17 protein-coding genes are annotated in these 20,727 nt (G+C 56.0%); 3 read left to right on the top strand and 14 right to left on the bottom strand.

Annotation, left to right across the window (positions count from 1 at the left end; all coding sequences use genetic code 11):
- Positions 1 to 41 precede the first annotated feature (41 nt).
- From ACUN9X_RS13410 to ACUN9X_RS13475, 14 genes are all read right to left on the bottom strand, one after another.
- On the bottom strand, positions 42 to 1,571 hold the full coding sequence (locus ACUN9X_RS13410) for an acyl CoA:acetate/3-ketoacid CoA transferase (RefSeq protein WP_445473409.1): 1,530 nt from the start codon (positions 1,569 to 1,571) through the stop codon (positions 42 to 44).
- Positions 1,572 to 1,582: 11 nt separating this feature from the next.
- Positions 1,583 to 2,941, bottom strand: coding sequence for a TRAP transporter large permease (locus ACUN9X_RS13415; protein ID WP_260037471.1), 1,359 nt, complete (start codon positions 2,939 to 2,941; stop codon positions 1,583 to 1,585).
- The gene (locus ACUN9X_RS13420; RefSeq protein ID WP_260037470.1) at positions 2,931 to 3,521 is read right to left on the bottom strand and encodes a TRAP transporter small permease subunit; all 591 of its coding nucleotides are present in this window, start codon (positions 3,519 to 3,521) and stop codon (positions 2,931 to 2,933) included. Before ACUN9X_RS13420 ends, ACUN9X_RS13415 begins: the two co-directional genes overlap by 11 nt.
- A 104-nt stretch (positions 3,522 to 3,625) precedes the next feature.
- Positions 3,626 to 4,687, bottom strand: coding sequence for a TRAP transporter substrate-binding protein (locus ACUN9X_RS13425; protein ID WP_445473410.1), 1,062 nt, complete (start codon positions 4,685 to 4,687; stop codon positions 3,626 to 3,628).
- A 250-nt stretch (positions 4,688 to 4,937) separates the two neighbouring features.
- Positions 4,938 to 6,335, bottom strand: coding sequence for a sigma-54 interaction domain-containing protein (locus tag ACUN9X_RS13430; protein WP_445473411.1), 1,398 nt, complete (start codon positions 6,333 to 6,335; stop codon positions 4,938 to 4,940).
- Positions 6,336 to 6,380: 45 nt separating this feature from the next.
- Positions 6,381 to 8,351: an acetoacetate--CoA ligase gene (locus ACUN9X_RS13435; protein ID WP_445473412.1), complete on the bottom strand. Its 1,971-nt coding sequence runs from the start codon at positions 8,349 to 8,351 to the stop codon at positions 6,381 to 6,383.
- A gap of 24 nt (positions 8,352 to 8,375) precedes the next feature.
- The gene (locus tag ACUN9X_RS13440; protein ID WP_445473413.1) at positions 8,376 to 9,272 is read right to left on the bottom strand and encodes a hydroxymethylglutaryl-CoA lyase; all 897 of its coding nucleotides are present in this window, start codon (positions 9,270 to 9,272) and stop codon (positions 8,376 to 8,378) included.
- Entirely contained in the window at positions 9,269 to 11,278 is a 2,010-nt protein-coding gene (locus ACUN9X_RS13445) for an acetyl/propionyl/methylcrotonyl-CoA carboxylase subunit alpha (protein WP_445473414.1), read from the bottom strand. Before ACUN9X_RS13445 ends, ACUN9X_RS13440 begins: the two co-directional genes overlap by 4 nt.
- A complete protein-coding gene (locus tag ACUN9X_RS13450; RefSeq protein ID WP_445473415.1) occupies positions 11,275 to 12,075 on the bottom strand; it encodes an enoyl-CoA hydratase-related protein in 801 nt (266 codons plus the stop codon). Before ACUN9X_RS13450 ends, ACUN9X_RS13445 begins: the two co-directional genes overlap by 4 nt.
- 14 nt (positions 12,076 to 12,089) lie before the next feature.
- Positions 12,090 to 13,697 (bottom strand): carboxyl transferase domain-containing protein, encoded by a 1,608-nt coding sequence (locus tag ACUN9X_RS13455; RefSeq protein WP_445473416.1) that lies wholly within the window; start codon positions 13,695 to 13,697, stop codon positions 12,090 to 12,092.
- Between the two features lie 6 nt (positions 13,698 to 13,703).
- Positions 13,704 to 14,873, bottom strand: coding sequence for an isovaleryl-CoA dehydrogenase (locus ACUN9X_RS13460; RefSeq protein ID WP_445473417.1), 1,170 nt, complete (start codon positions 14,871 to 14,873; stop codon positions 13,704 to 13,706).
- 252 nt (positions 14,874 to 15,125) lie between these two features.
- Positions 15,126 to 15,524 (bottom strand): MerR family transcriptional regulator, encoded by a 399-nt coding sequence (locus tag ACUN9X_RS13465; protein ID WP_260037462.1) that lies wholly within the window; start codon positions 15,522 to 15,524, stop codon positions 15,126 to 15,128.
- 148 nt (positions 15,525 to 15,672) lie between these two features.
- Positions 15,673 to 16,329 carry a transglutaminase-like cysteine peptidase gene (locus tag ACUN9X_RS13470; RefSeq protein WP_445473418.1) on the bottom strand — a complete coding sequence of 219 codons (657 nt, stop codon included), beginning with the start codon at positions 16,327 to 16,329 and terminating at the stop codon, positions 15,673 to 15,675.
- A gap of 8 nt (positions 16,330 to 16,337) precedes the next feature.
- Entirely contained in the window at positions 16,338 to 16,994 is a 657-nt protein-coding gene (locus ACUN9X_RS13475; protein ID WP_260037459.1) for a type II secretion system protein N, read from the bottom strand.
- A 492-nt stretch (positions 16,995 to 17,486) separates the two neighbouring features.
- Between ACUN9X_RS13475 and gspE the strand changes: the two genes are divergently transcribed.
- Genes gspE through gspG form a run of 3 tightly spaced genes read left to right on the top strand, consistent with a single transcriptional unit; the run spans position 17,487 to position 20,718 of the window.
- Positions 17,487 to 19,004, top strand: coding sequence for a type II secretion system ATPase GspE (gene gspE, locus ACUN9X_RS13480; RefSeq protein WP_260037458.1), 1,518 nt, complete (start codon positions 17,487 to 17,489; stop codon positions 19,002 to 19,004).
- 3 nt (positions 19,005 to 19,007) lie between these two features.
- The gene (gspF, locus tag ACUN9X_RS13485) at positions 19,008 to 20,225 is read left to right on the top strand and encodes a type II secretion system inner membrane protein GspF (RefSeq protein ID WP_260037456.1); all 1,218 of its coding nucleotides are present in this window, start codon (positions 19,008 to 19,010) and stop codon (positions 20,223 to 20,225) included.
- 52 nt (positions 20,226 to 20,277) lie between these two features.
- Positions 20,278 to 20,718, top strand: coding sequence for a type II secretion system major pseudopilin GspG (gene gspG, locus ACUN9X_RS13490; RefSeq protein ID WP_260037454.1), 441 nt, complete (start codon positions 20,278 to 20,280; stop codon positions 20,716 to 20,718).
- Positions 20,719 to 20,727: the final 9 nt, after the last annotated feature.

A 20,727-nucleotide genomic window follows, 5' to 3' on the forward strand; every position in this document is an offset into this window, starting at 1 on the left:
CCATTTGGCGCCCTTTTTTGTGGTTTAAAGGAAAACCGAAGTCAGGGTTTGTAGAGGCTACTTTCCGTGACATGCAGTTTGCTGGAAATGGCAGGGCGAAAATCCATAAACGCCAGAATATCACGATCCAGATCAAGCCCCGGTGCAATCTCCACCAGTTCAAGCCCTTCAGCGGTGAGCTGGAACACGCAGCGTTCAGTGATGTAAAACACCTTTTGGCCGCGCTCAAGCGCATAGCGCCCATTGAACGTCAGGTGCTCGACATCCGCCACGAACTTGCAGCCCGAGCCGTTCGCAATGATTTCCAGCCCGTCGTCGCTGATCCGGATATCCTGCTTGCCCGCTTGAAAAGTACCCATGAAATAGACTTCGCGGGCATTCTGGCTGATGTTGATAAAGCCGCCCGCGCCTGACAGCCGGGTGCCGAACTTGCTGACATTGACGTTACCGAAACGATCCACCTGTGCCATTCCGAGATAGGCTTGATCAAGCCCGCCGCCGTCGTAGAAATCAAACTGGGCAGGTTGATCGATAATCGCCTCAGCGTTTGCCGCCGCACCGAAGCTGAGCCCTCCTGCAGGCCGACCGCCAATGGCGCCGGGCTCGATGGTCAGGGTAATTTGATCCAGCAACCCGTCTTCCGCCGCTACGTCTGCTACCAGCTCCGGCATGCCGATCCCGAGATTGACGATTGCGCCGGGAACAAGATGACGTGCGGCTCTGCGACCAATCAACTTGCGGACATTCAGTGGGTCGCCGCCTTGCAGCGCAGGCAAGCGGATCTCGCTGGTATACGCCGGGTTATAAGGCTCGGCAAACGTCTGCAAATGTTCGCCTTCAGCGGCGAGAACAATGTGATCAACCAGAATGCCGGGGATATGAACCCGCTCGGGATGCAGCTGGTGCCGTTCGGTAAGGCGTTCGACCTGAACAATCACTTTGCCGCCGGAGTTGTGCACGGCTTGAGCAATGGCCAGGCTCTCCAGCGGCAACGCTTCGCGTTCCATGGTGATATTGCCTCTTGCATCCGCCGTTGTACCGCGCAGAAACGCGACCTGAATCGGAAAGGTCGGGTAAAACAGGTACTCATTGCCACGGATAGTCATGACCTCAATCAGCTCTTCCGTGGTTTTCTCATTCATACGCCCGCCGCCGTGGCGTGGGTCGACAAATGAGTGCAGCCCGACATGGGTCAGCATGCCAGGCTTGCCTGCTGCAATATCCCGATAGAGCTGTGCAATCACGCCCTGGGGCAGATTGTAAGCTTCGATCCGGTTTTCGCAGGCAAGGGTGCCAAGTTTCGGGACAAGCCCCCAATGGCCGCCAATTACCCGCTTGACCAGGCCTTCGTGCGCCAGGTTATTCAGGCCACGGTCTTTGCCATCGCCTTGCCCTGCGGCATAAACCAACGTCAGATTGCGCGGATAGCCGGTGGCAAGGAATCGCTCTTTCAGCGCCCGGGCCAGCGTTTCGGAAAAGCCGATGCCGACAAATCCGCCGGTCGCAAGTGTGGCGTTATCCGGTACGCACTCCGCAGCAGCCTCGGGAGTCAGCAATTTGGAATGTGACATTCTTGTTCTCCTTATTGGCCGCCGTAGGCTTGGGTTGGCAGCCATGTCACGATATCCGGCCAGATAAAGATGATGGCCAATACCGTTACCTGAAGCAGAATAAAGGGCATAACGCCTTTGTAGAGTGTTTTCACACCGATTGATTTCGGCGCTACACCTTTACAATAGAACAAAGCGAAGCCGACCGGCGGCGTCAGGAACGATGTCTGCAAACAAACAGCGAAGAGCACGGTGAACCACACCAGATCGAATCCCAGCGCGTGAATAACCGGCGCAACCAGCGGCAGAATAATCAGCGTGATTTCGATCCAGTCGAGCACAAAACCGAGCAGGAAGGTGAGCAGCAGGATACAGATCACGATACCTGCAGGGCCGAACGGCAGGTTATGCAGGGCAGACTCGATCATTTCATCGCCGCCAAGGCCGCGCAGGACCAGTGAAAACGCAGTAGCGCCAATCAGCAACGCGAATATGAACGCGGTGGTTTTGCTGGTTTCGCGGCAAACATCCCGCATGACATCAAGGTTAAGCCGCTTGTTGGTCAGCGCGAGCAGGGTGGCACCGAACGCGCCAACACCTGAAGCCTCAGTGGGGGTTGCAATGCCGGCAAAGATGCTGCCCAGGACTGCGAGAATAAGGAATGCAGGCGGCAGTATTGATTTGATAGCGTCGAGAACAATACCAAAGGTTACCGGCTCGGCGTCGTCCCCGGCCGGCGCAACGTGCGGCTGGAGCTTGCCGCGGATAACGATATAGAGCACGAATACTACGCCCAGTAACGCGCTGGGGAAGACGGCGCCCATAAACAGATCGCCGACCGACATCGCCAGCTGATCGGCCATCATCACGAGCATGATCGAGGGTGGCATCAGGATGCCTAGAGTACCAACGGCGCACACGGTGCCCACAGCCAGCTCTGGCTGGTATTCCCGCTTCAGCATGACAGGGACAGCGAGGAGCGTCAGCAACGCGACAGAGGCGCCCACAATGCCGGTCGAAGCCGCCAGAAGAAGGCCGATAATCACGACCGCGATAGCGGTACCGCCGTTAAGACGTCCGAAAAGGCGCGAGACGTTGAGCATCAGCTTCTCGGCCATGCCGGACCGGTCCAGCATCTGGCCCATAAACACAAACATGGGAATGGCGACCAGTACCCAGCTGCTCATCGTGCCCCAGATGCGCTCAATGGTCAGCGAGAAGTAGCTCCAGTCCATCGCAATAAAGGTATCGAGATACAGGTCAGACAACAGGGCGATGCCGGTAAACACGACGGCGATGCCACCGAGAACCCAGGCGATCGGGAAACCGCTGAAGATCAGCAGGATGAACGACCCGAACATACAGGCCGCGAGAATTTCATTAATTTCCATGCTTCACCTCCGGTGACAGCAGAAAGGCCAGCAGGCGAGTCAGGCGTGAGAAGGCCGCTACAAGAACGAGCGTCAGACCCAGCGGCAGTGCGCTTTTCACAATCCAGCGGGATGAGAGGCCGCCGGGTGCAGACGACACTTCGTTCATCGTCCACGAATCAATAACGTAGGGCACCGCAAAATAAAGCAGCATGCCGATGAAAGGCCCAAGCAGCAGGAGTATGCCAAGCAGTTCGATAACCGCCTGTTTGCGATAGCTGATGCGTTCCCGAACCAGATCGACGCGCACATGACTATCGAGTAGCAGTGCGTACGACAGGGCAATCAGAAACCCGGCCGAGTAGATGTGCCATTGCAGCTCCTCGAGCTCGATAAAGCCTTCGCTGAAGGCGTAACGTGAAACGACATTGGTGATAATCACCAGCATCAGAATGGGCCAGAGCCAGGCGCTCGCAGCACCAATACGTTGGATAAGGCCGTCGAGTGCACGCGATATTGCAGTGTGGGGCAATGACTCGCCAGAAAGCCCCTGCGGTGCCGGCTCGAGTTCTGGCCGATCGGTTGAGGACGAAGCCGTCATTATTATCTCCGGATACAGGCGAAAGGCTGGCCCCGCAGGGCCAGCGTTCATTCATGCGGAAAGATTGGAATTACCAGGTTCGGGACTGGTGCGGGGCGACGGGTTTAGAAGTCCCGCGGAAGATAGCCAAGATCCTGCCAGACCTGATACTGGTCCTGGAATTCTTTCTGGCTTTCCCAGACTTTGGAGAAGTCCGCGTCTTTGTCTGCTTCGCTTTGCAGCACGGTCTGGGTGACTTTCTCCAATTCGCGCAGTACTGGCTCGGGCAGCTTGCGGGTTTCGGCACCGTTCTCTTCAAGATACTTGATGGCCTGGCCCTGGAAGGCCTCGCTGCGGGACAAGTTGCGAGCGACAGCCGCCTGACAGGTCAGGTCGATGAGTTTCTTGTCGGCGTCGCTGATTTCGTCCCATTTTTCCTTGTTGACGATCAGGTGGAACGCAGCAAACGGCTGATGCCAGCCCGGGAAGTAGTTGTACTTCGCGACACGGTTGAAGCCCAGTTGCTTGTCTACGGTTGGCAGCGAGAATTCCGATGCATCGATTGCGCCTTTCTCAAGTGCCTGGAAGATCTCACCACCGGGCAATACGGTCACGGATGCGCCGAGTTCCTGAAGAATACGACCGCCGATGCCGGCATAGCGGATTTTCAGGCCCTTGATATCCTCAAGGCTGTTAATTTCCTTGTTGAACCAGCCGCCGGTTTCAGGGCCCGTCAGGCCGCACAGTACGGGGTGGACATTATTTTTTTCGTACACGTCTTCAGCGAGCTTCTGGCCTTCACCGTCATACCACCAAGCCATGTATTCCCAAGGCTCCATACCAAACGGCACCGCTGAAAACAGAACGGAAGACGGGATTTTGCCCTGATCGTAGCCGATCCAGGTGTAGCCGGCGTCAAGCTTTCCGGTGCGCACGGCATCAGTGATATTCAGGGTAGGGACAAGTTTGTTGGGCTCGTAGTGTTTGATGAACACCCGGCCGTCGGTCGCTTCTTTCAAGTCTTCGAGTACACCGGGAATGACATCTCCCAGCGCTGGAAGGTTACTTCCGTAGGCTGCCTGCATTTTCCAGCGGATTTTTTCCTCTGCAAAGGAAGGGGTTGAGATGGTGGCTGCAACCAGACCGCAGGCGGAAATCAGGGCGAGCGCTTTTCGGCTGTTTGTCATTTTGAGACCTCTATTGTTTTTGTGTGGCAGTCGTTAATCTGCACCCACACATACACAAGTCTCATGCCAGATAAACAAAGTTGTTTATATTCAATTGGATAGAGAGGGTATTGAGAGATAGGGTAAAAACAACTGTCTGAATATAAAGACAGTTGTCTCGGTTAATACGAAATGCGAGGGGATGACGCTACGTCAATCAGGCGTCTGATTATTCAGACACTGTCTTTAATTCCGGACACCTTTTTTTGCTCTAGAGCCCGTAGCGCGCCATCTTTTCATACAGGTTGGCGCGGGAAATACCGAGAGCTCTGGCAGCCTGGGAGCGGTTGTTGTCGGTTAACTCCAGCGCTTTGAGAATGCCGTCACTTTCAGCTTTGGCAACAATGCTCTGAAGAGGCTCAATGGCTGGCGCTGCCGTTTCTGTCGGGCGGTCCATCGATGGCGAATGGAACTCTTCGGCACTCAGTGTTGAGCTTTGGGAGAAGATAAATGTGCGCTCAAGCATGTTCTGGAGCTCCCGTACGTTACCGGGCCAGTCATGTGCTTTCAGGTAGGCGAGTGCATCTGCGTCCAGCCACTTCCGGGACACGCCTAGTCCGTGAGCGATTTTACGAATCATAGCATCGGCCAGAAGTTCAATATCGTCTACACGATCCCGTAGAGGCGGTACTTCGATTGGCAGCACATTGAGGCGATAATACAGGTCGGCGCGAAAATCACCGGTTTCTACCATGGCCTTGAGATCCCGGCTGGTAGCCGCGATGATTCTGACATCAACACGGATCACATCGTTCGACCCCAGCGGCTCGAACTCCTGTTCCTGCAACACCCTCAGCAGCTTACTTTGCAAGCTGTGGGGAAGATCGCCGACTTCGTCGAGAAACAGCGTGCCTTTGTCTGCTAGCTGCAATTTGCCTTTGCGCCCTTTTTTATCTGCACCCGTATAAGCACCGGGCGCGACGCCGAAGAACTCAGCCTCCATCAGGTTATCTGGCACTGCCGCCATATTGATCCCGACAAAAGGGCGATCAGTACGGACTGAGGCGTGATGGATTGCATGGGCGAGCACTTCTTTGCCGGTGCCGGTTTCGCCCAGCAACAGCACGGTAGTATCCAGCTCCGCAGCTCTGCGGGCGCGTTGCAACAGGCGCTCCACCGGCTCGCTCTGACCGATATAGTCGGCAAAGGTATATTTGGTATCGCGCATGCTGGCGAGTTGCTGTTCGGCGGTGGTGGGAAGGCCTCTGAGGCGGCCGTACTTGTCGACGAACGCCTTGAGGTAGTCCATGTCCTTGTAGAACACAAAACCAATACCACCGATGACCTTGTCTGCCTGATCCCGTATCGGGATGCGGGTGACCACCATCCAGGTTTCCCGGGCGCGAAGCAGATCCAAAAGAATCGGCTGACCATTATTGACCACCTGGCGCATCATGCTGTTGGGGATCAGCTCTTCAACCGGCATACCTTTGGCAGCCAGCTTGCGGTCAATACCCAGTACTTTCCGGTATTTGTCACTGATAAACAGGATACGGGCCCGATCATCAACGATGATGCTGCCCTCACAGATGTGATCCAGCAATGTCAGCAGGGGGCTTTCCGAAAGATCGGAAAGCTCCTTGAGGGTAAAGCCTGTGGTATTGGTCATGGTGGGAGAACGCGCCTTCAATAGACCTGATCAGGAACTCCCTGACTACTGGAGCTCCGGAAGATTGTCAAAATGACGTAATGCTTCAGGGTTGGCCAGCGCGTCCTGATTCTTGACGGGCTCACCGTGGACCACATTACGTACGGCCAGTTCGACGATCTTACCACTGATTGTGCGGGGGATATCGGGCACCTGAATAATCCGCGCAGGGACGTGTCGCGGCGTGGTATTGCTGCGGATGGTGTCGCGGATAATTTTAATCAGCGCGTCATCCAGAGTGACGCCTTCACGTAGTCGTACAAACAGCACTACCCGCACATCGTCTTGCCATTTCTGCCCGATGGCCAGGGCTTCCAATACCGACTCCACCTTTTCTACCTGTCGATAGATTTCGGCCGTACCGATGCGCACGCCGCCGGGGTTGAGTGTGGCGTCAGATCGTCCGTGAATAATCGCGCCAACCTGTGCAGGCAGCTCATCCGTCGCCTCATGAGGGCAGAGCTCACCATAATCGCCATGGGCCCAAATGCCGGGGAAGCGGCTGAAATAGGCATCGCGGAAACGGTTCTGACCCGGATCATCCCAAAAACCGACGGGCATGGCGGGGAAGGCGTTACAACAGATCAACTCACCTTTGCCGGTCGCCATCGGATTGCCGTCATCGTCAGCGAACGCGACATCCATCGCCAGACCCAGACATTGCAGCTCGCCGCGGTAAACCGGCAAATTCGGGCAGCCCAGAGCAAAGCAGGACACCACATCGGTACCGCCGGAAATACTGGACACGCAGACGTCGGATTTCACTTCCCGGTAGAGGTAATCGAAACTCTCGTGAGACAGCGGGCTGCCGGTGGAAAGCAGAGCATCGAGCGTTCCGAGGTTGTGGCTCTTGCCGGGCGAGAGGCCTTCTTTTTCGCAGGCCGCATAGTATTTAGCGCTGGCGCCGAAGATGCGGATATTTTCCTTTTCTGCGATATCCCAGAGGATCGACGGCGTGGGCGAAAAGGGCGAGCCGTCGAACAGAATCAGGGTCGCGCCGAGGCCCAGGCTGCTAACCAGCCAGTTCCACATCATCCAGCCACAGGTGGTGTAGTAGAACATCCGGTCGCCGGGGCGCACATCGGTATTGAGAGACAGTTCTTTAAGATGCTGGATCAGCGTGCCGCCGATGCCATGAACGATACACTTCGGTACACCGGTGGTGCCTGACGAGTAGAGGATATAGAGCGGATCGTTGAACGGCATGCGTTTATAGTGAGTTTCCGGCGCATGCAGGATGGCTTCTTCCCAGTCGAGGCCTTCCACGTCACCGCCCCAGGGGCAGCTGTTGGCGTTGTGGATTCGGATCAATCGCTTCAGGGTTGGCAGCGAACTGACGATGTCCTGAACGCGCTGGCGCGTATCGATTGTCTTGCCGTTATAGCAGTAGCCATCAATCGCAATGAGTACTTTGGGCTTGATCTGGCCAAACCGGTCAATCACGCCGTTTACACCGAAATCGGGCGAGCAGGATGACCAGACGGCTCCCAACTGACTCGCTGCCAGCATACCGACCACCGCTTCGATACCGTTCGGCACAAAACCGGCGACGCGATCGCCGCTTTCGACACCTTGCTCTTTCAGAAATCCGGCCAGCGCTTGTGATTGCCGACGCAAGGTTTCATAGGTCACCTGCCGGCGACGTCCATCCTCACGGTGCTCAATGATCGCCAGGGATTCAGGGTTGCCCCGGGCCAGCATGTTCTCGGCGAAATTGAGCCGGGACTCGGGAAAGAACCGGCGTCCGACCACTTCAGACGTCTCTGCCGATACAGGGCCGGTCCAGTCGCCGACGATACATAAATCGTCTATCAGCGCCTGCCAGAAATCGTCGGCATGATGAACGCTCCAGTCGTGCAGCCCCTGATACCCGGGTTTGATAGCGGGAAAACTGTCACGAAGCCTGTTTTCGAACAGGGTCAGCTGTGTGCCGGCGATGCGTTCGGGTGTTGGCTTCCAGAGTAAAGAATCGCTCATCATTTCAACCGTTCTGATTATGAATTAGCAGGAGGTGAGGGCGCGGCCGACCCGCGATGGATTGGCACGATCGAGTGTCTTGCAGATGGTGTCACCCAAGCGTGCCACCGCGTCAAGATCAACGCCGGTATCGAAACCTTCGCCCTCCAGCAAGTAAAGCACATCTTCAGTCGCAACATTGCCGGTTGCCCCTTTTGCGTAAGGGCAACCGCCCAGGCCGGCCACGGCACTGTCGAAGGTGCGGATACCCCGCTCCAGCGAGGCGTAGATGTTGGCGATCGCCTGGCCTCGGGTATCGTGGCAGTGCAGGGCGAGTTTGTTTGTCGGTAGCAACGGCAAGGTGGCATCGAGCAGTGCGTGGATCTCTTTCGGGCGGGCGACGCCGATGGTATCGCCAAGGGATATTTCGTCTGCACCGATTGCCAGTAGCTGCTCCACCACGCGTGCAACCTGTGCCGGTGCGATGGGGCCTTCATAGGGGCAGCCGACCACACAGGAAACATAGGCGCGAACGCGCTTGCCCGCCTGCTTGGCGCCCGCAATGACGGGTTGGAAGCGCTCAAGGCTTTCAGCAATGGAGCAATTGATGTTTTTCTGATTGAAACTTTCCGATGCCGCAGTGAAAACGGCAATGACGTCTGCATCCGAAGCAAGGGCACCTTCAAGGCCTTTCAGGTTCGGTACCAACACTTCAGCGGATAGCTTTGCATCGCGCCTGATCTGCCGCATGACATCGTCAGTGTTTGCCATCTGGGGAACCCAGCGCGGTGATACAAAACTCCCGGCTTCAATGCGGCGAAGGCCCGCATCTGCCAGGGCGTTGTACCAGTCAGCGCGAACGCTGGCAGATACCGGGGTGGATTCGTTCTGCAAACCGTCCCGTAAACCCACTTCAACGAGGGTGACGTTTTCTCTGCTCATGATTCATCTCCCGCCTCAAATTCCACGAGAATCTGACCTGAAGACACGCTGTCATCAACACCGCAGTGGACGGCGATAATACGACCGTCCGCAGGTGCCTTGAGCGCATGCTCCATCTTCATTGCTTCCATGACCACCAGCGATGCGCCGGCCTTGACGGTGTCACCGGCTGCACAGGAAACAGCAGTGACACGACCGTGCATCGGTGCCGCAAGCTTGCCGTCTGACGCCGCATCATCGCCTTGTTCTTCGGGATGATTGACCAGTGCAATCCAGTGACAGGCATCGGCGAAGACACCCAGTTTTTCGCCATGTTCAGCCAAAGCAAGGCGCACGCGCTTCGAGCCAAGCCGCACTGTGAGTGAAGGGCCGCTATCGCGGCTTACCCAGCTGAGGTTCACTTCTTCAGCTTTGCCTTCCGCTGCAAACGTCAAAATCGCCTGCATGTTGCCGGTCAACTGATACTGGAAACTGTGGTCTTCGCCTGCGAGGCGAATTTCGCAGCGTTGCTGAGCGGGGCCGCCGAGCCTGAAACTGTCGGAATGCGCCCAGGGGCTGTCGGTATCATCAACCATCGCGCGGGTTGACTGCTGCCACGCCAGCCAGCTGAGGGCCAATTTTTCCTGAACCGAGAAGGGGCTTTCACCCAGTTCACTTTCGTACTGCTCAATAAAGTGAGTGGTGAGGTCAGCACCGGCAAACGCCGGGTGCTTGAGTACCCGGCTGACAAAATCGATATTCAGAGTGACGCCCATCACGTTGTAGTCAGCAAGGGCGGCTAAAAGCTGTTGGCGTGCTTTATCGCGGTCTTCGCCCCAGGCGATGACCTTGGCCAGCATCGGGTCGTACCATGGAGTAATTTCCTGACCCTCTGCTACGCCGGAATCCACACGTACATTGGCAAGCCCTGAGGGCTCCCGCAGGTGGTGCAGGGTGCCTGTGACGGGCAGAAAGTCGTTGTCAGGATCCTCGGCGTATACCCGGGCTTCCATGGCGTGCCCGCGGCAGCGCAGGTCTTCCTGTGCCCAGGGCAGGGCTTGTCCCTCGGCGACTTTCAGCTGCCAGTCCACAAGGTCCAGTCCGGTAATCATTTCAGTCACCGGGTGCTCGACCTGCAGGCGGGTGTTCATCTCCATGAAGAAGAACTCGCCGCTGGATTCGTACAGGAACTCAACGGTTCCGGCGCCTACATAACCGATGGCTTCGCCACAGCGCACGGCGGCTTCGCCCATCGCTTTGCGCACATTATCCGGAATACCGGGGGCAGGGGCTTCCTCGATTATTTTCTGGTGCCGGCGCTGCACCGAGCAGTCCCGGTCAAACAGATAGCGCCCGTTGCCCTGAGTATCAAAGAGCACCTGAACTTCTACGTGGCGCGGTGTTTCAAGGTAGCGCTCCATCAGCAGGTGCGCATCACCAAAGCTTGACTGGGCCTCACGCTGGGCACCGGCGATTGCATCATCGAGCTCGGACATGTCGCGGACAACCCGCATGCCTTTGCCACCACCACCTGCGCTGGCCTTGATTAACAATGGGAAGCCGGTCTTTTCGGCTTCGGTTCGAAAGCGTTCAGCGGTTTGTTCGTCGCCGTGGTAGCCGGGTACCAGAGGAACGCCGGCTTTATCGATCAAAGCCTTGGCCGCACTTTTTGAACCCATCGAGGCAATCGCATCGGCCGGAGGGCCAACAAACAGAATGCCCTCAGCTTCGCATTGGCTGGCCAGGGTCGTGTTTTCCGAGAGGAATCCGTAGCCGGGATGAATGGCGTCCGCCCGGGTGTCCCGCGCAGCCTGAAGGATGGCATCCACCTTCAGATAACTTTCTGTGGCTGCGGCCGGCCCGATACAAATAGCGGTGTCCGCCTGCAGCACGAATGGCGCAGTGCGATCGGCTTCTGAATACACTGCAACGCAATGAATACCTGATGCCTGAGCCGTACGCATGATGCGCAGGGCGATTTCGCCCCGGTTGGCAATCAGGAGGGTTTTGATGGCGGTTGTGGTCATCTTGAAGAGTCCTGAATCCAATTGGGTTTACGCTTGTCCAGAAAGGCTTGTAAGCCCTCCTGACCCTCTGGGCCGGTTCGCAGTTCGGCAATCAACTCTGCGGTATAGCGGATCAAGTCGGCATCGGGCTGGTTATCGATGGCGCGAGCGACCAGTGACTTGCAGGCATTAAGGGCTACGGGGCCGTTTTTAAGCAGTCGATCAACAAGCATGTCAACAGTGTCGTCCAGCGTATCGACGTCGGTGACTTCATGCACAAGACCGAGCGTGAGCGCCTGGTGCGCTGGTATTTCTTCCGTGGTCAGGAAGTACCGGCGTGCCTGACGCGCACCCAGAACACGCACCACATATGGCCCGATTGCGGCTGGGGCCAGTCCAAGTCTGGCTTCGCTGAGGCAAAAACGCGCATTATCAGCGGCAACCGCAATATCGCAGGTACAAATCAGGCCCAAAGCTCCGCCGAAAGCCGCACCTTGTATGCGGGCGATGGTGGGCTTGCTGAGTTGGTCGAGGGTTTGCATCAGCCGCGCGAGGTTTTCGGCATCCTCAATATTTTCATCACGGCTCAGTGCTGCGGTTGCTTTCATGTAATTCAGGTCAGCACCGGCAGAAAAATGTTTGCCTTCGCCTTGCAAGACAACAACGCGAGTGGCGCTGCTGTTGTCGGCATTGGTCAGTGCGTTGATCAGTGCGGTCATCACGTCGGCATTGAACGCGTTACTTTTGTCAGCCCGGTTCAGCGTGATTCGGGTGACGCCGCGATGATCAGTGTTGCTGAGTACAGTTTGATCAGTCATGAGAGTCTCCTGGATCACATCCGGAACAGGCCGAAACGGGTTTCTTCAGGCGGCGCGTTCAGTGCGGCGGACAAGCTCAGCCCAAGCACCCGGCGGGTATCAGCCGGATCAATTACGCCATCATCCCAAAGTCGGGCGCTGGCATAGTAGGGGTCTGACTGGCGCGCAAACTGATCAACAATTGGCTGTTTGAATGCCTTCTCGTCTGCTTCGCTCCAGCTTTCGCCGCGCCGTTCCTTGCCGGATCGCTTAACGTCGGCAAGCACACCCGCAGCCTGCTCACCGCCCATTACCGCGATGCGGGCGTTGGGCCACATCCACAGGAAGCGAGGTTTGTAGGCTCTGCCGCACATGCCGTAATTACCGGCACCAAAACTGCCACCAATGATCACGGTCAGTTTCGGTACACGGGCACAAGCAACCGCGGTCACCAGTTTGGCGCCGTGCTTGGCAATCCCGTCGTGCTCCGCTTCCTTGCCGACCATAAAGCCGGTGATGTTCTGCAGGAAGATAAGCGGGATACCACGCTGACAGCAGAGCTCGACAAAGTGAGCACCTTTCTGGGCCGACTCTGAAAACAGGATGCCGTTGTTGGCGATGATGCCGACAGGCATGCCGTAAAGATGGGCAAAGCCGCACACCAGGCTTGCACCGTAACGCGACTTGAACTCATCGAATTCGGAACCGTCCACCAGGCGGGCGATGACTTCGTGCACGTCATAAGGGGTACGCAAATCGCTGGGAACAACACCGTAGAGCTCGTCCGGAGAATAGAGTGGTTCTACAGATGGCTTGCGCTTGACGGCATCGGGGCGTTGATAGTTCAGATTGGCAATGCAGCGACGCGCCCGCTCAAGAGCTTCAGATTCAGTGTTTGCGAAATGGTCCGCCACACCGGAAATGCTGGTGTGAACGTCGGCACCACCAAGCTCTTCTGCGCTGACTGTTTCGCCCGTAGCTGCTTTAACCAGCGGAGGCCCTGCGAGGAAAATGGAGCTTTGCTCGCGCACCATAATGCTTTCGTCAGCCATCGCTGGCACATAGGCACCACCGGCGGTACATAGCCCAAGCACCACGGCGATCTGGGCAATGCCTTTGGCGGACATGTTGGCCTGGCGGTAGAAAATATGGCCGAAATCTTCGTAATCCGGGAAGACTTCATCCTGGCGGGGCAGGTTGGCGCCGCCCGAATCCACCAGATAGATGCAGGGCAGATGGTTCTCTTCGGCAATCGTCTGGGCCCGAATGTGTTTCTTGACGGTCAGCGGGTAGTAGGTGCCACCCTTCACGGTGGAATCGTTTGCCACGATCATGCATTCAATGCCATGTACGCGACCGATGCCCGCCACGACGCCGGCTGCGGGCACGTCTTCGTCGTATACCTCATTTGCGGCAAAAGCACCGATTTCCAGAAAAGGAGAGCCGGGATCAAGCAAACGCTGAATACGATCCCGAGGCAGCAACTTGCCTCGGTCTGTATGCCGTTTCTGCGCCTGCTCACCGCCGCCGCGCGCAATTTCGGTAAAGCGGGTTTTGCGGTCTTCGCAAAGGGCCTGCATCGCCTTTTTACGCTCAGCGAATTCGTCTGAATGAATCTGAACCTGAGAATGAATAATGGCCATATCGGGTTACCGTGATTCGTTGAACAGTTCGCGACCGATCAGCATCCGGCGCACTTCCTGAGTGCCGGCACCAATCTCGTAAAGCTTGGCATCACGCAGCAAGCGACCGGTGGGGTATTCGTTTATATAGCCGTTGCCGCCGAGAATCTGGATGGCCTCAAGCGCCATTTTCGTGGCTCTGTCAGAGGTGTAGAGAATAACGCCAGCGGCGTCCTTGCGGGTCGTTTCACCGCGGTCGCAAGCCTGGGCGACGGCGTAAAGATAAGCGCGGCACGCGGCTACTTCGGTGTACATATCGGCGAGTTTGCCCTGGATAAGCTGAAATTCGCCGATAGGTTGATCGAACTGTTTGCGCTCGTGCACATAGGGAACCACAACATCCAGGCAAGCCTGCATGATGCCGACAGGGCCACCGGATAGCACAACACGTTCGTAATCAAGACCGGACATCAGCACTTTGACGCCCTTGTTCTCGCCACCCAGAATATTCTCTTCAGGCACTTCGACATCTTCAAAAATCAGCTCGCTGGTATTCGAGCCTCGCATACCGAGTTTGTCCAGCTTCGGTCCCTGGGAAAAACCTTTCCAGTCACGTTCCACGATAAAAGCAGTAATGCCGTGAGGGCCTTTGCTGGAGTCGGTCTTGGCGTAGATCACGTAGGTGTTGGCGTCGGGGCCATTGGTGATCCACATCTTGCTGCCGTTCAGAATGTAACGATCGCCTTTTTTATCTGCGCGCAGTTTCATGCTAACCACGTCGGAACCGGCGTTGGGCTCGCTCATCGCAAGGGCGCCGATATGTTCACCGCTCACGAGTTTGGGCAGATAGCGGTTTTTTTGCTCATCGGTGCCGTTGCGGAAAATCTGATTAACACAGAGGTTGGAATGCGCGCCGTAGCTTAGGCCAATACTCGCTGATGCGCGGCTGATTTCTTCCATCGCGATCGTGTGGGCGAGGTATCCCATGGCGCTTCCGCCGTATTCCTCGCTGACCGTCATGCCCAGAACGCCCATTTCGCCCAGTTTCGGCCAGAGCGCATTCGGGAACTGGTTTTCGCGGTCAACATCTGCCGCGATCGGTGCAATATGATCGGCCGCGAACTGGTTTACCTGGTCACGCAGCATGTCTGCGGTTTCGCCGAGGCCGAAGTGAAGGGAGGTGTATTGGCTTTTCATAATCGTTCTCGCTCTGGTGCATTGACCGTATTGTGGTTATTAAGTCAGCTTATCTTTACGTAAACGTCAAATTCAGAATCTGAAAACGCCTGTTGTGCAGGCGGCGCAGAAAGACGCGACTCACGCGTCGGGCAACAACGGTTTTAACTTTTGCCCGGATTGGTGTCCTGGCTAATAGAGTAGTTCGAAAGGAAGAGGTGGGTGCGAAAATACCGATTGTATCGCTCGGTATTTGCCAAGAGAGCGAAGCCGTCAGGCTTCGGTCAATTCCTTGATGGCCGCGAGGCAGCGATCTTCCGCCGCATCAAGCTCATTTTCCATCACCTCAATATCGGCTTTTTGCTGCTCTAGTGCTTCACGTTGTTGTTTAATTTTTTCATGTAATGCATTGAGTTGTTTGATGTTGTCAGCGTTTGAGCCATACATACTGATAAGATCGCGGGATTCCGCGAGGCTGAACCCCAACCGCTTGCCGCGTAATATCAGCTTCAACTTCACCCGATCCTGATCGGTATAAATCCGAGTCTGACCATCGCGTTCGGGCGTCATCATGCCGGCTTCTTCGTAAAACCGGATTGTGCGAGTAGTAATATCGAACTCTTTGGCGAGATCGCTGATTGAATAGGTTTTGCGTACGTTCAGATTAGACATGGTCAGACTTTGATTGTTGACGTTAACGTAAAGGTAATATCAAGGCGGGGAGCTGTCAAACATAATGTGCCGGAAGATAGACTGATGAGGCTCGGTAAGGCACAACATGTGTCAGACGTCTTAGGATACGGGGCAAAGTGCCACAGAATCAACGCAATGTATCAATCATTCGCTCGTTCAGGTCGGTCCAGCGGGAGAGGGTGTCGGCGTCGCCAATACGTTTCGAGCTGTTGTTCAGTTGCTGAAGCCAGAGCCCTTTACCATTAAAGCTGTAGACCGGCTCCAGGTCGTTGCGCTCGGACGCAGGCCGTATCTCATTGATCAGATTATCGAGTATTAACGGATCAGCCGTGGGTGTCGGGTACCAGGCGAGAACCATATGCGCCTGGTTCAGCTGGAGCGCCTTGACGTAGGTGATACGAAGTTGCTCATCCGGCACACCCATGGCGCGCAGGGTAAGGTATTTGGCGATTGAGAAATCCTCGCAGTCCCCACCGTTGGTCGCAAGGAACTCTACCGGCGTTGCCCAATAATCTTCAGTGTGCCAATGCTCAATGTCATTGACGAAGTTCAGCTCGTTGAAAAATGAATTGACCAGTCGCAGTTGGCGGTCAACCGGCGCGTTTTGCGCAATCGTCTGAAGCTTTTGCCATTGTGTGAGGCGGTTTTTGGCGTCTTCGCCGTATTTCTCCGCTACATAATTGAGCAGGCGATCACTGAGTTCGATGGCAATAACGGCTGATGTGGCCAACATAAGGGCCAGGCAAACGAGCTTGATTCCTTGCCTGATCCGAATATGTGTCATCAGCATCCTCAGTTGCTGTTTTGGCGTAGCCTTTGCCGCAATTCCTCGAGGCGTTGCCGGATTTCATCGCGGCGCTCGCTGGTGACTGCCGGCGCCGACCGGACGGGTTGCGCCTGTGGTTGGGGTCGCGGAGGTGTTGCAGCCCTGACCGGTGGTTGTGACTCGTTACCCGTCAGGTTGATGCCGGACTTGTCGTCGGTGTCGGGGAAGTAAAGATTTTCCAGTTTGCCGCTGCGTTCAATAATGACCCGGTTGGCGTGCACAGCCTTCAGGCTGGCGTTGCCTGGGAGCTCATCACCGATGAGATACACTTCGGTATGGGCATCGGAGCCTTCAATGAGCGCGCTGGCAACGGTTTCTTCTTCGCCGGCAAGGACGCCTCGCAGGAAAAGCCGCAAATTGGTTTCGGGCAGATTTTCGGTCGACATGGGCTCGGGCGTCTCGTTGCCCGCCGGATCGCCAAACAGGTTAACGGATGGCAGCTCTACTGGCGCCGTCGCTCTCACCGATACCGTTTCTTCAGCAGTGCGGGTGTTGGTATTAGCGAACGCTCGCTGCTGCTCGTTTTGCATAAACTGCCACACCTGCCAACCCAACGACATCAGCATGGCAACAGCAAGCACGACGGCTGCAATGAGTGGCAGCCTGGATTTGATACCCGTCATCTGGCGGACTTAGCTCCATTGGAAATGGTTTTCTCCTGCGTCATCCATGGACCGGGCAGGCTGGGTTGAACCGGAAAACCAATATGTTCTGTTTGCACGACCTCGACCGACACTGGGCCTCAGTTGTCGTGACACTGATTCAGTGTCCGGTATTGCGTTCTGTCATTTCAACTGCCGCAAGGTAACAGTCTAGACAATGTTACAGAAAAGAAGCGGCTAAGTTCCCTGCGTTGCGACATTCGTTCCGTCGGGTTCCGGAGATCTCATCATCGTCCTTTTCGACAGGCCAGTCGGTGGTGCAGGACACCTATTTCCCAATATACTAATCCTATCGGGCCTGTTCGACCAAAAAGGACGCAAAAATAGTATTTTACGGGACTGGCATGCTTGACGTATGCCTCAATTTTCCCGATAACTTCACATAGACGCCGCGTACAATAGTGACGTGTGGTAGCCTTTGCGCTCGGTATATTTCGGTGACAACAGGAACATATGGAAACTCTCGTGAACGACGATCTCGAAATTCAGGCGCAGGATGCTCCGGTCGGGCGTTTGCCGTTTACTTTTGCAAAGCGGCACGGCGTGATTCTTACCCGTGATACGGATGGCTCAGCGATGGTTCTGGTACGCCCGGGCGCGTCACCTTCTGCGCTGGCCGAGGCGAACAGAATTAGTGGTGGTCGGGCACGGTTTGAGCCCATAGCTGCGGATAATTTTGATGAAGCCCTGAACGCGGCTTATCAGAACGATTCAGCCGAAGCGATGCAAATGGTTGAAGGTATCGGCGACGATATGGATCTGGCCAGCCTGGCAGATTCTGTTCCTGAAACCGAGGATCTGCTGGAACAGGAAGATGATGCGCCGATCATCCGGCTGATAAACGCCATCCTCACCGAAGCTGTGAACACCAACGCCTCTGACGTGCACATTGAGACCTATGAAAAACGGCTCGTGGTGCGTTTCCGGATCGACGGCATACTGCGTGAAGTTGTTCAGCCCAAACGCGCCCTGGCGCCACTGCTGGTATCCCGTATCAAGGTTATGGCAAAGCTCGACATTGCCGAGAAGCGCATTCCACAGGATGGCCGTATTTCACTTCGCGTGGCCGGCAGGGAAGTCGATTTGCGGGTTTCAACCATGCCGTCGTCCAACGGCGAGCGCATTGTATTGCGTCTGCTGGATAAACAGGCAGGGCGGCTACGGCTTTCTTCGCTTGGCATGTCAGAGCGGGACTTCAAGGTGCTGCATCGCCTGATTCACCAGCCTTACGGTATTCTGCTGGTAACCGGGCCGACCGGTTCCGGTAAATCCACAACGCTTTACGGCGCTCTGCAGGAAATCAACGACAGTACCCGCAACATCCTCACTGTCGAAGATCCTATCGAGTACAACCTGTCGGGCATCGGTCAGACCCAGGTCAACACCAAGGTTGATATGACCTTTGCTCGGGGTTTGCGGGCAATTCTTCGTCAGGATCCGGATGTCGTGATGATTGGTGAGATCCGGGATCTTGAAACCGCAGAAATATCGGTTCAGGCGAGTCTTACCGGTCACCTTGTACTTTCGACGCTGCACACCAACACCGCAGTCGGTGCGATTGCCCGTTTGATGGATATGGGGATAGAGCCTTTTCTGATTTCTTCCTCACTGGTCGGCATTGTGGCCCAGCGTCTGGTCCGCGTGTTGTGTGATGACTGCAAGGAAACCTACCTGCCAACCAAGGAGCATTGCGAGTTCCTTCAGCTTGACCCCGAGTGTCCTCCGCACATCTATCGCTCCGTTGGCTGCAAAGCCTGCAACCAGCTGGGCTATCGGGGACGCATGGGGATTTATGAGGTCGTTGAAGTAAACGATTCGTTCAGGACGCTGATTCACCAGCGTGCCGGTGAACTTGAGCTTGAACACGAGGCCCGTAAACACGGACCCAGTATTCATGCTGACGGCGTGGCAAAAGTGCTTGCGGGTACGACCACGGTTGAAGAGGTTCTGCGCGTCACACACCGGGGATAATCCATGCCTGCGTTCAGTTACAAAGCCCTGGATACCCGGGGCAAACAAAAGCAGGGTGTGGTTGAGGCTGACAGCGCAAGAGCCGTCCGCCAACAGCTTCGTGAGCGTGGCCTGACACCGCTTGCCGTCGATACCGCATCCGATAAAAACGGTAAGGGCACCGCCAGCCCGCTTGGTAGCAAAGGGAGTCTTAGTGTCCCTGATCTGGCGCTGGTAACACGGCAGATATCGACTCTGATCCAGTCGGGCATTCCCATAGAACGCGCGCTTGCCGCCACCGCTGAGCAATCCGACAAGCCGCGCGTGAAGGGCATGATGATCGCGATCCGCTCAAAAGTCATGGAAGGCTATTCGCTGGCCGAAAGCCTGGGGGAGTTCCCCAAAGCATTTCCCCGTCTTTATCGCTCCACTGTGGCCGCGGGCGAACATGCCGGCCACCTTGATCTGGTGCTCAATCGTCTTGCTGATTACACCGAAAGCCGGCAGGCTGCACGCCAGAAAATTCAACTTGCGGCGATATACCCGGTGATTCTGACGGTTGTTGCCTTGGCGATTGTGGTCTTTCTGCTGACCTACGTTGTGCCGGATATTATTGAAGTGTTCGTCAAACAGGGCCATGAACTGCCGGTTCTGACCCGCGGCATGCTCAGTGTGTCGGATTTTCTCGCTTCTTACGGCATATACATAGCGCTGCTTGCCATTGTGGCCGGCGTGGTGTTCAAACTCTCTCTCAGAAAAGAATCCAACCGGCTGCGGTTCCATCGTTCGATCCTCCATTTACCGGCGGTATCCGGAATGACGCGCGGCGTTAACACCGCTCGTTACGCCAGTACGCTGAGTATTCTGACCACCAGCGGGGTGCCGCTCGTTGAAGCTATGAAAATCGCCGGGGAGGTATTGTCGAATGATTACCTTCGACTGCGGCTTCGAGAGGCGGCCCAGGCAGTGAGCGAGGGCGGGAGTTTGCATAAGTCGCTTGAGAATACCGGCTATTTCCCTCCCATGATGCTCCACATGATCGCCAGCGGTGAGTCGAGCGGCGAACTCGACAGCATGCTGGAACGCACTGCAAACATGCAGGAAAACACACTGCAGGCAAAAATTCAGGCATTGGTGGGGTTGTTCGAGCCGCTGATGCTGCTTGTCATGGGCGGGGTTGTACTGATTATCGTGTTGGCGATCATGCTACCAATCCTTAACATGAGTAATCTGGTCGGTTGAAAATGGAGCTTCCGACCAATCACAACGCAACGGAAACGTGAGACGGATGACAATGAAACAGTTCAATCGTAGTGCAGGTTTTACACTGATCGAAATCATGGTGGTAATGGTGATTCTCGGTCTTCTGGTCGCCATTGTGGCACCCAACATTCTGGGCCGCAGCGATCAGGCCCGGGTTACTGTGGCTCAGACACAAATGAGCAACATCGGGAATGCACTGGATCTGTATCGCCTTGACAACAGCCATTATCCTTCGTCGCAGCAAGGCCTTGAGGCGCTTGTCAGCAAGCCGAATGGCAGCCCTGAGCCGCGCAACTGGAACCCGGACGGCTACCTGAAGTCTGTGCCGGTTGATCCCTGGGACAATGAATACCAGTACATCAGCCCGGGTGCGGACGGCCCTTATGATCTGTTTTCTTACGGCTCAGACGGACGCGAGGGCGGTGAGGGTGATGCTGCCGACATCAGTGTCTGGGACAGCGCCAAGAACTAAGCCAGTTGG

This window comes from Marinobacter sp. V032, from assembly GCF_052645435.1.

Coding starts and splice junctions, on each gene's coding strand:
- ACUN9X_RS13450 (WP_445473415.1), bottom strand. CDS start 12,075: ATGACTGATCAAACTGTACTCAGCAACACTGATCATCGCGGCGTCACC.
- ACUN9X_RS13425 (WP_445473410.1), bottom strand. CDS start 4,687: ATGACAAACAGCCGAAAAGCGCTCGCCCTGATTTCCGCCTGCGGTCTG.
- ACUN9X_RS13460 (WP_445473417.1), bottom strand. CDS start 14,873: ATGAAAAGCCAATACACCTCCCTTCACTTCGGCCTCGGCGAAACCGCA.
- ACUN9X_RS13470 (WP_445473418.1), bottom strand. CDS start 16,329: ATGACACATATTCGGATCAGGCAAGGAATCAAGCTCGTTTGCCTGGCC.
- gspE (WP_260037458.1), top strand. CDS start 17,487: ATGGAAACTCTCGTGAACGACGATCTCGAAATTCAGGCGCAGGATGCT.
- ACUN9X_RS13430 (WP_445473411.1), bottom strand. CDS start 6,335: ATGACCAATACCACAGGCTTTACCCTCAAGGAGCTTTCCGATCTTTCG.
- ACUN9X_RS13415 (WP_260037471.1), bottom strand. CDS start 2,941: ATGGAAATTAATGAAATTCTCGCGGCCTGTATGTTCGGGTCGTTCATC.
- ACUN9X_RS13475 (WP_260037459.1), bottom strand. CDS start 16,994: ATGACGGGTATCAAATCCAGGCTGCCACTCATTGCAGCCGTCGTGCTT.
- ACUN9X_RS13465 (WP_260037462.1), bottom strand. CDS start 15,524: ATGTCTAATCTGAACGTACGCAAAACCTATTCAATCAGCGATCTCGCC.
- ACUN9X_RS13435 (WP_445473412.1), bottom strand. CDS start 8,351: ATGAGCGATTCTTTACTCTGGAAGCCAACACCCGAACGCATCGCCGGC.
- ACUN9X_RS13455 (WP_445473416.1), bottom strand. CDS start 13,697: ATGGCCATTATTCATTCTCAGGTTCAGATTCATTCAGACGAATTCGCT.
- gspF (WP_260037456.1), top strand. CDS start 19,008: ATGCCTGCGTTCAGTTACAAAGCCCTGGATACCCGGGGCAAACAAAAG.
- ACUN9X_RS13445 (WP_445473414.1), bottom strand. CDS start 11,278: ATGACCACAACCGCCATCAAAACCCTCCTGATTGCCAACCGGGGCGAA.
- gspG (WP_260037454.1), top strand. CDS start 20,278: ATGAAACAGTTCAATCGTAGTGCAGGTTTTACACTGATCGAAATCATG.
- ACUN9X_RS13440 (WP_445473413.1), bottom strand. CDS start 9,272: ATGAGCAGAGAAAACGTCACCCTCGTTGAAGTGGGTTTACGGGACGGT.
- ACUN9X_RS13410 (WP_445473409.1), bottom strand. CDS start 1,571: ATGTCACATTCCAAATTGCTGACTCCCGAGGCTGCTGCGGAGTGCGTA.
- ACUN9X_RS13420 (WP_260037470.1), bottom strand. CDS start 3,521: ATGACGGCTTCGTCCTCAACCGATCGGCCAGAACTCGAGCCGGCACCG.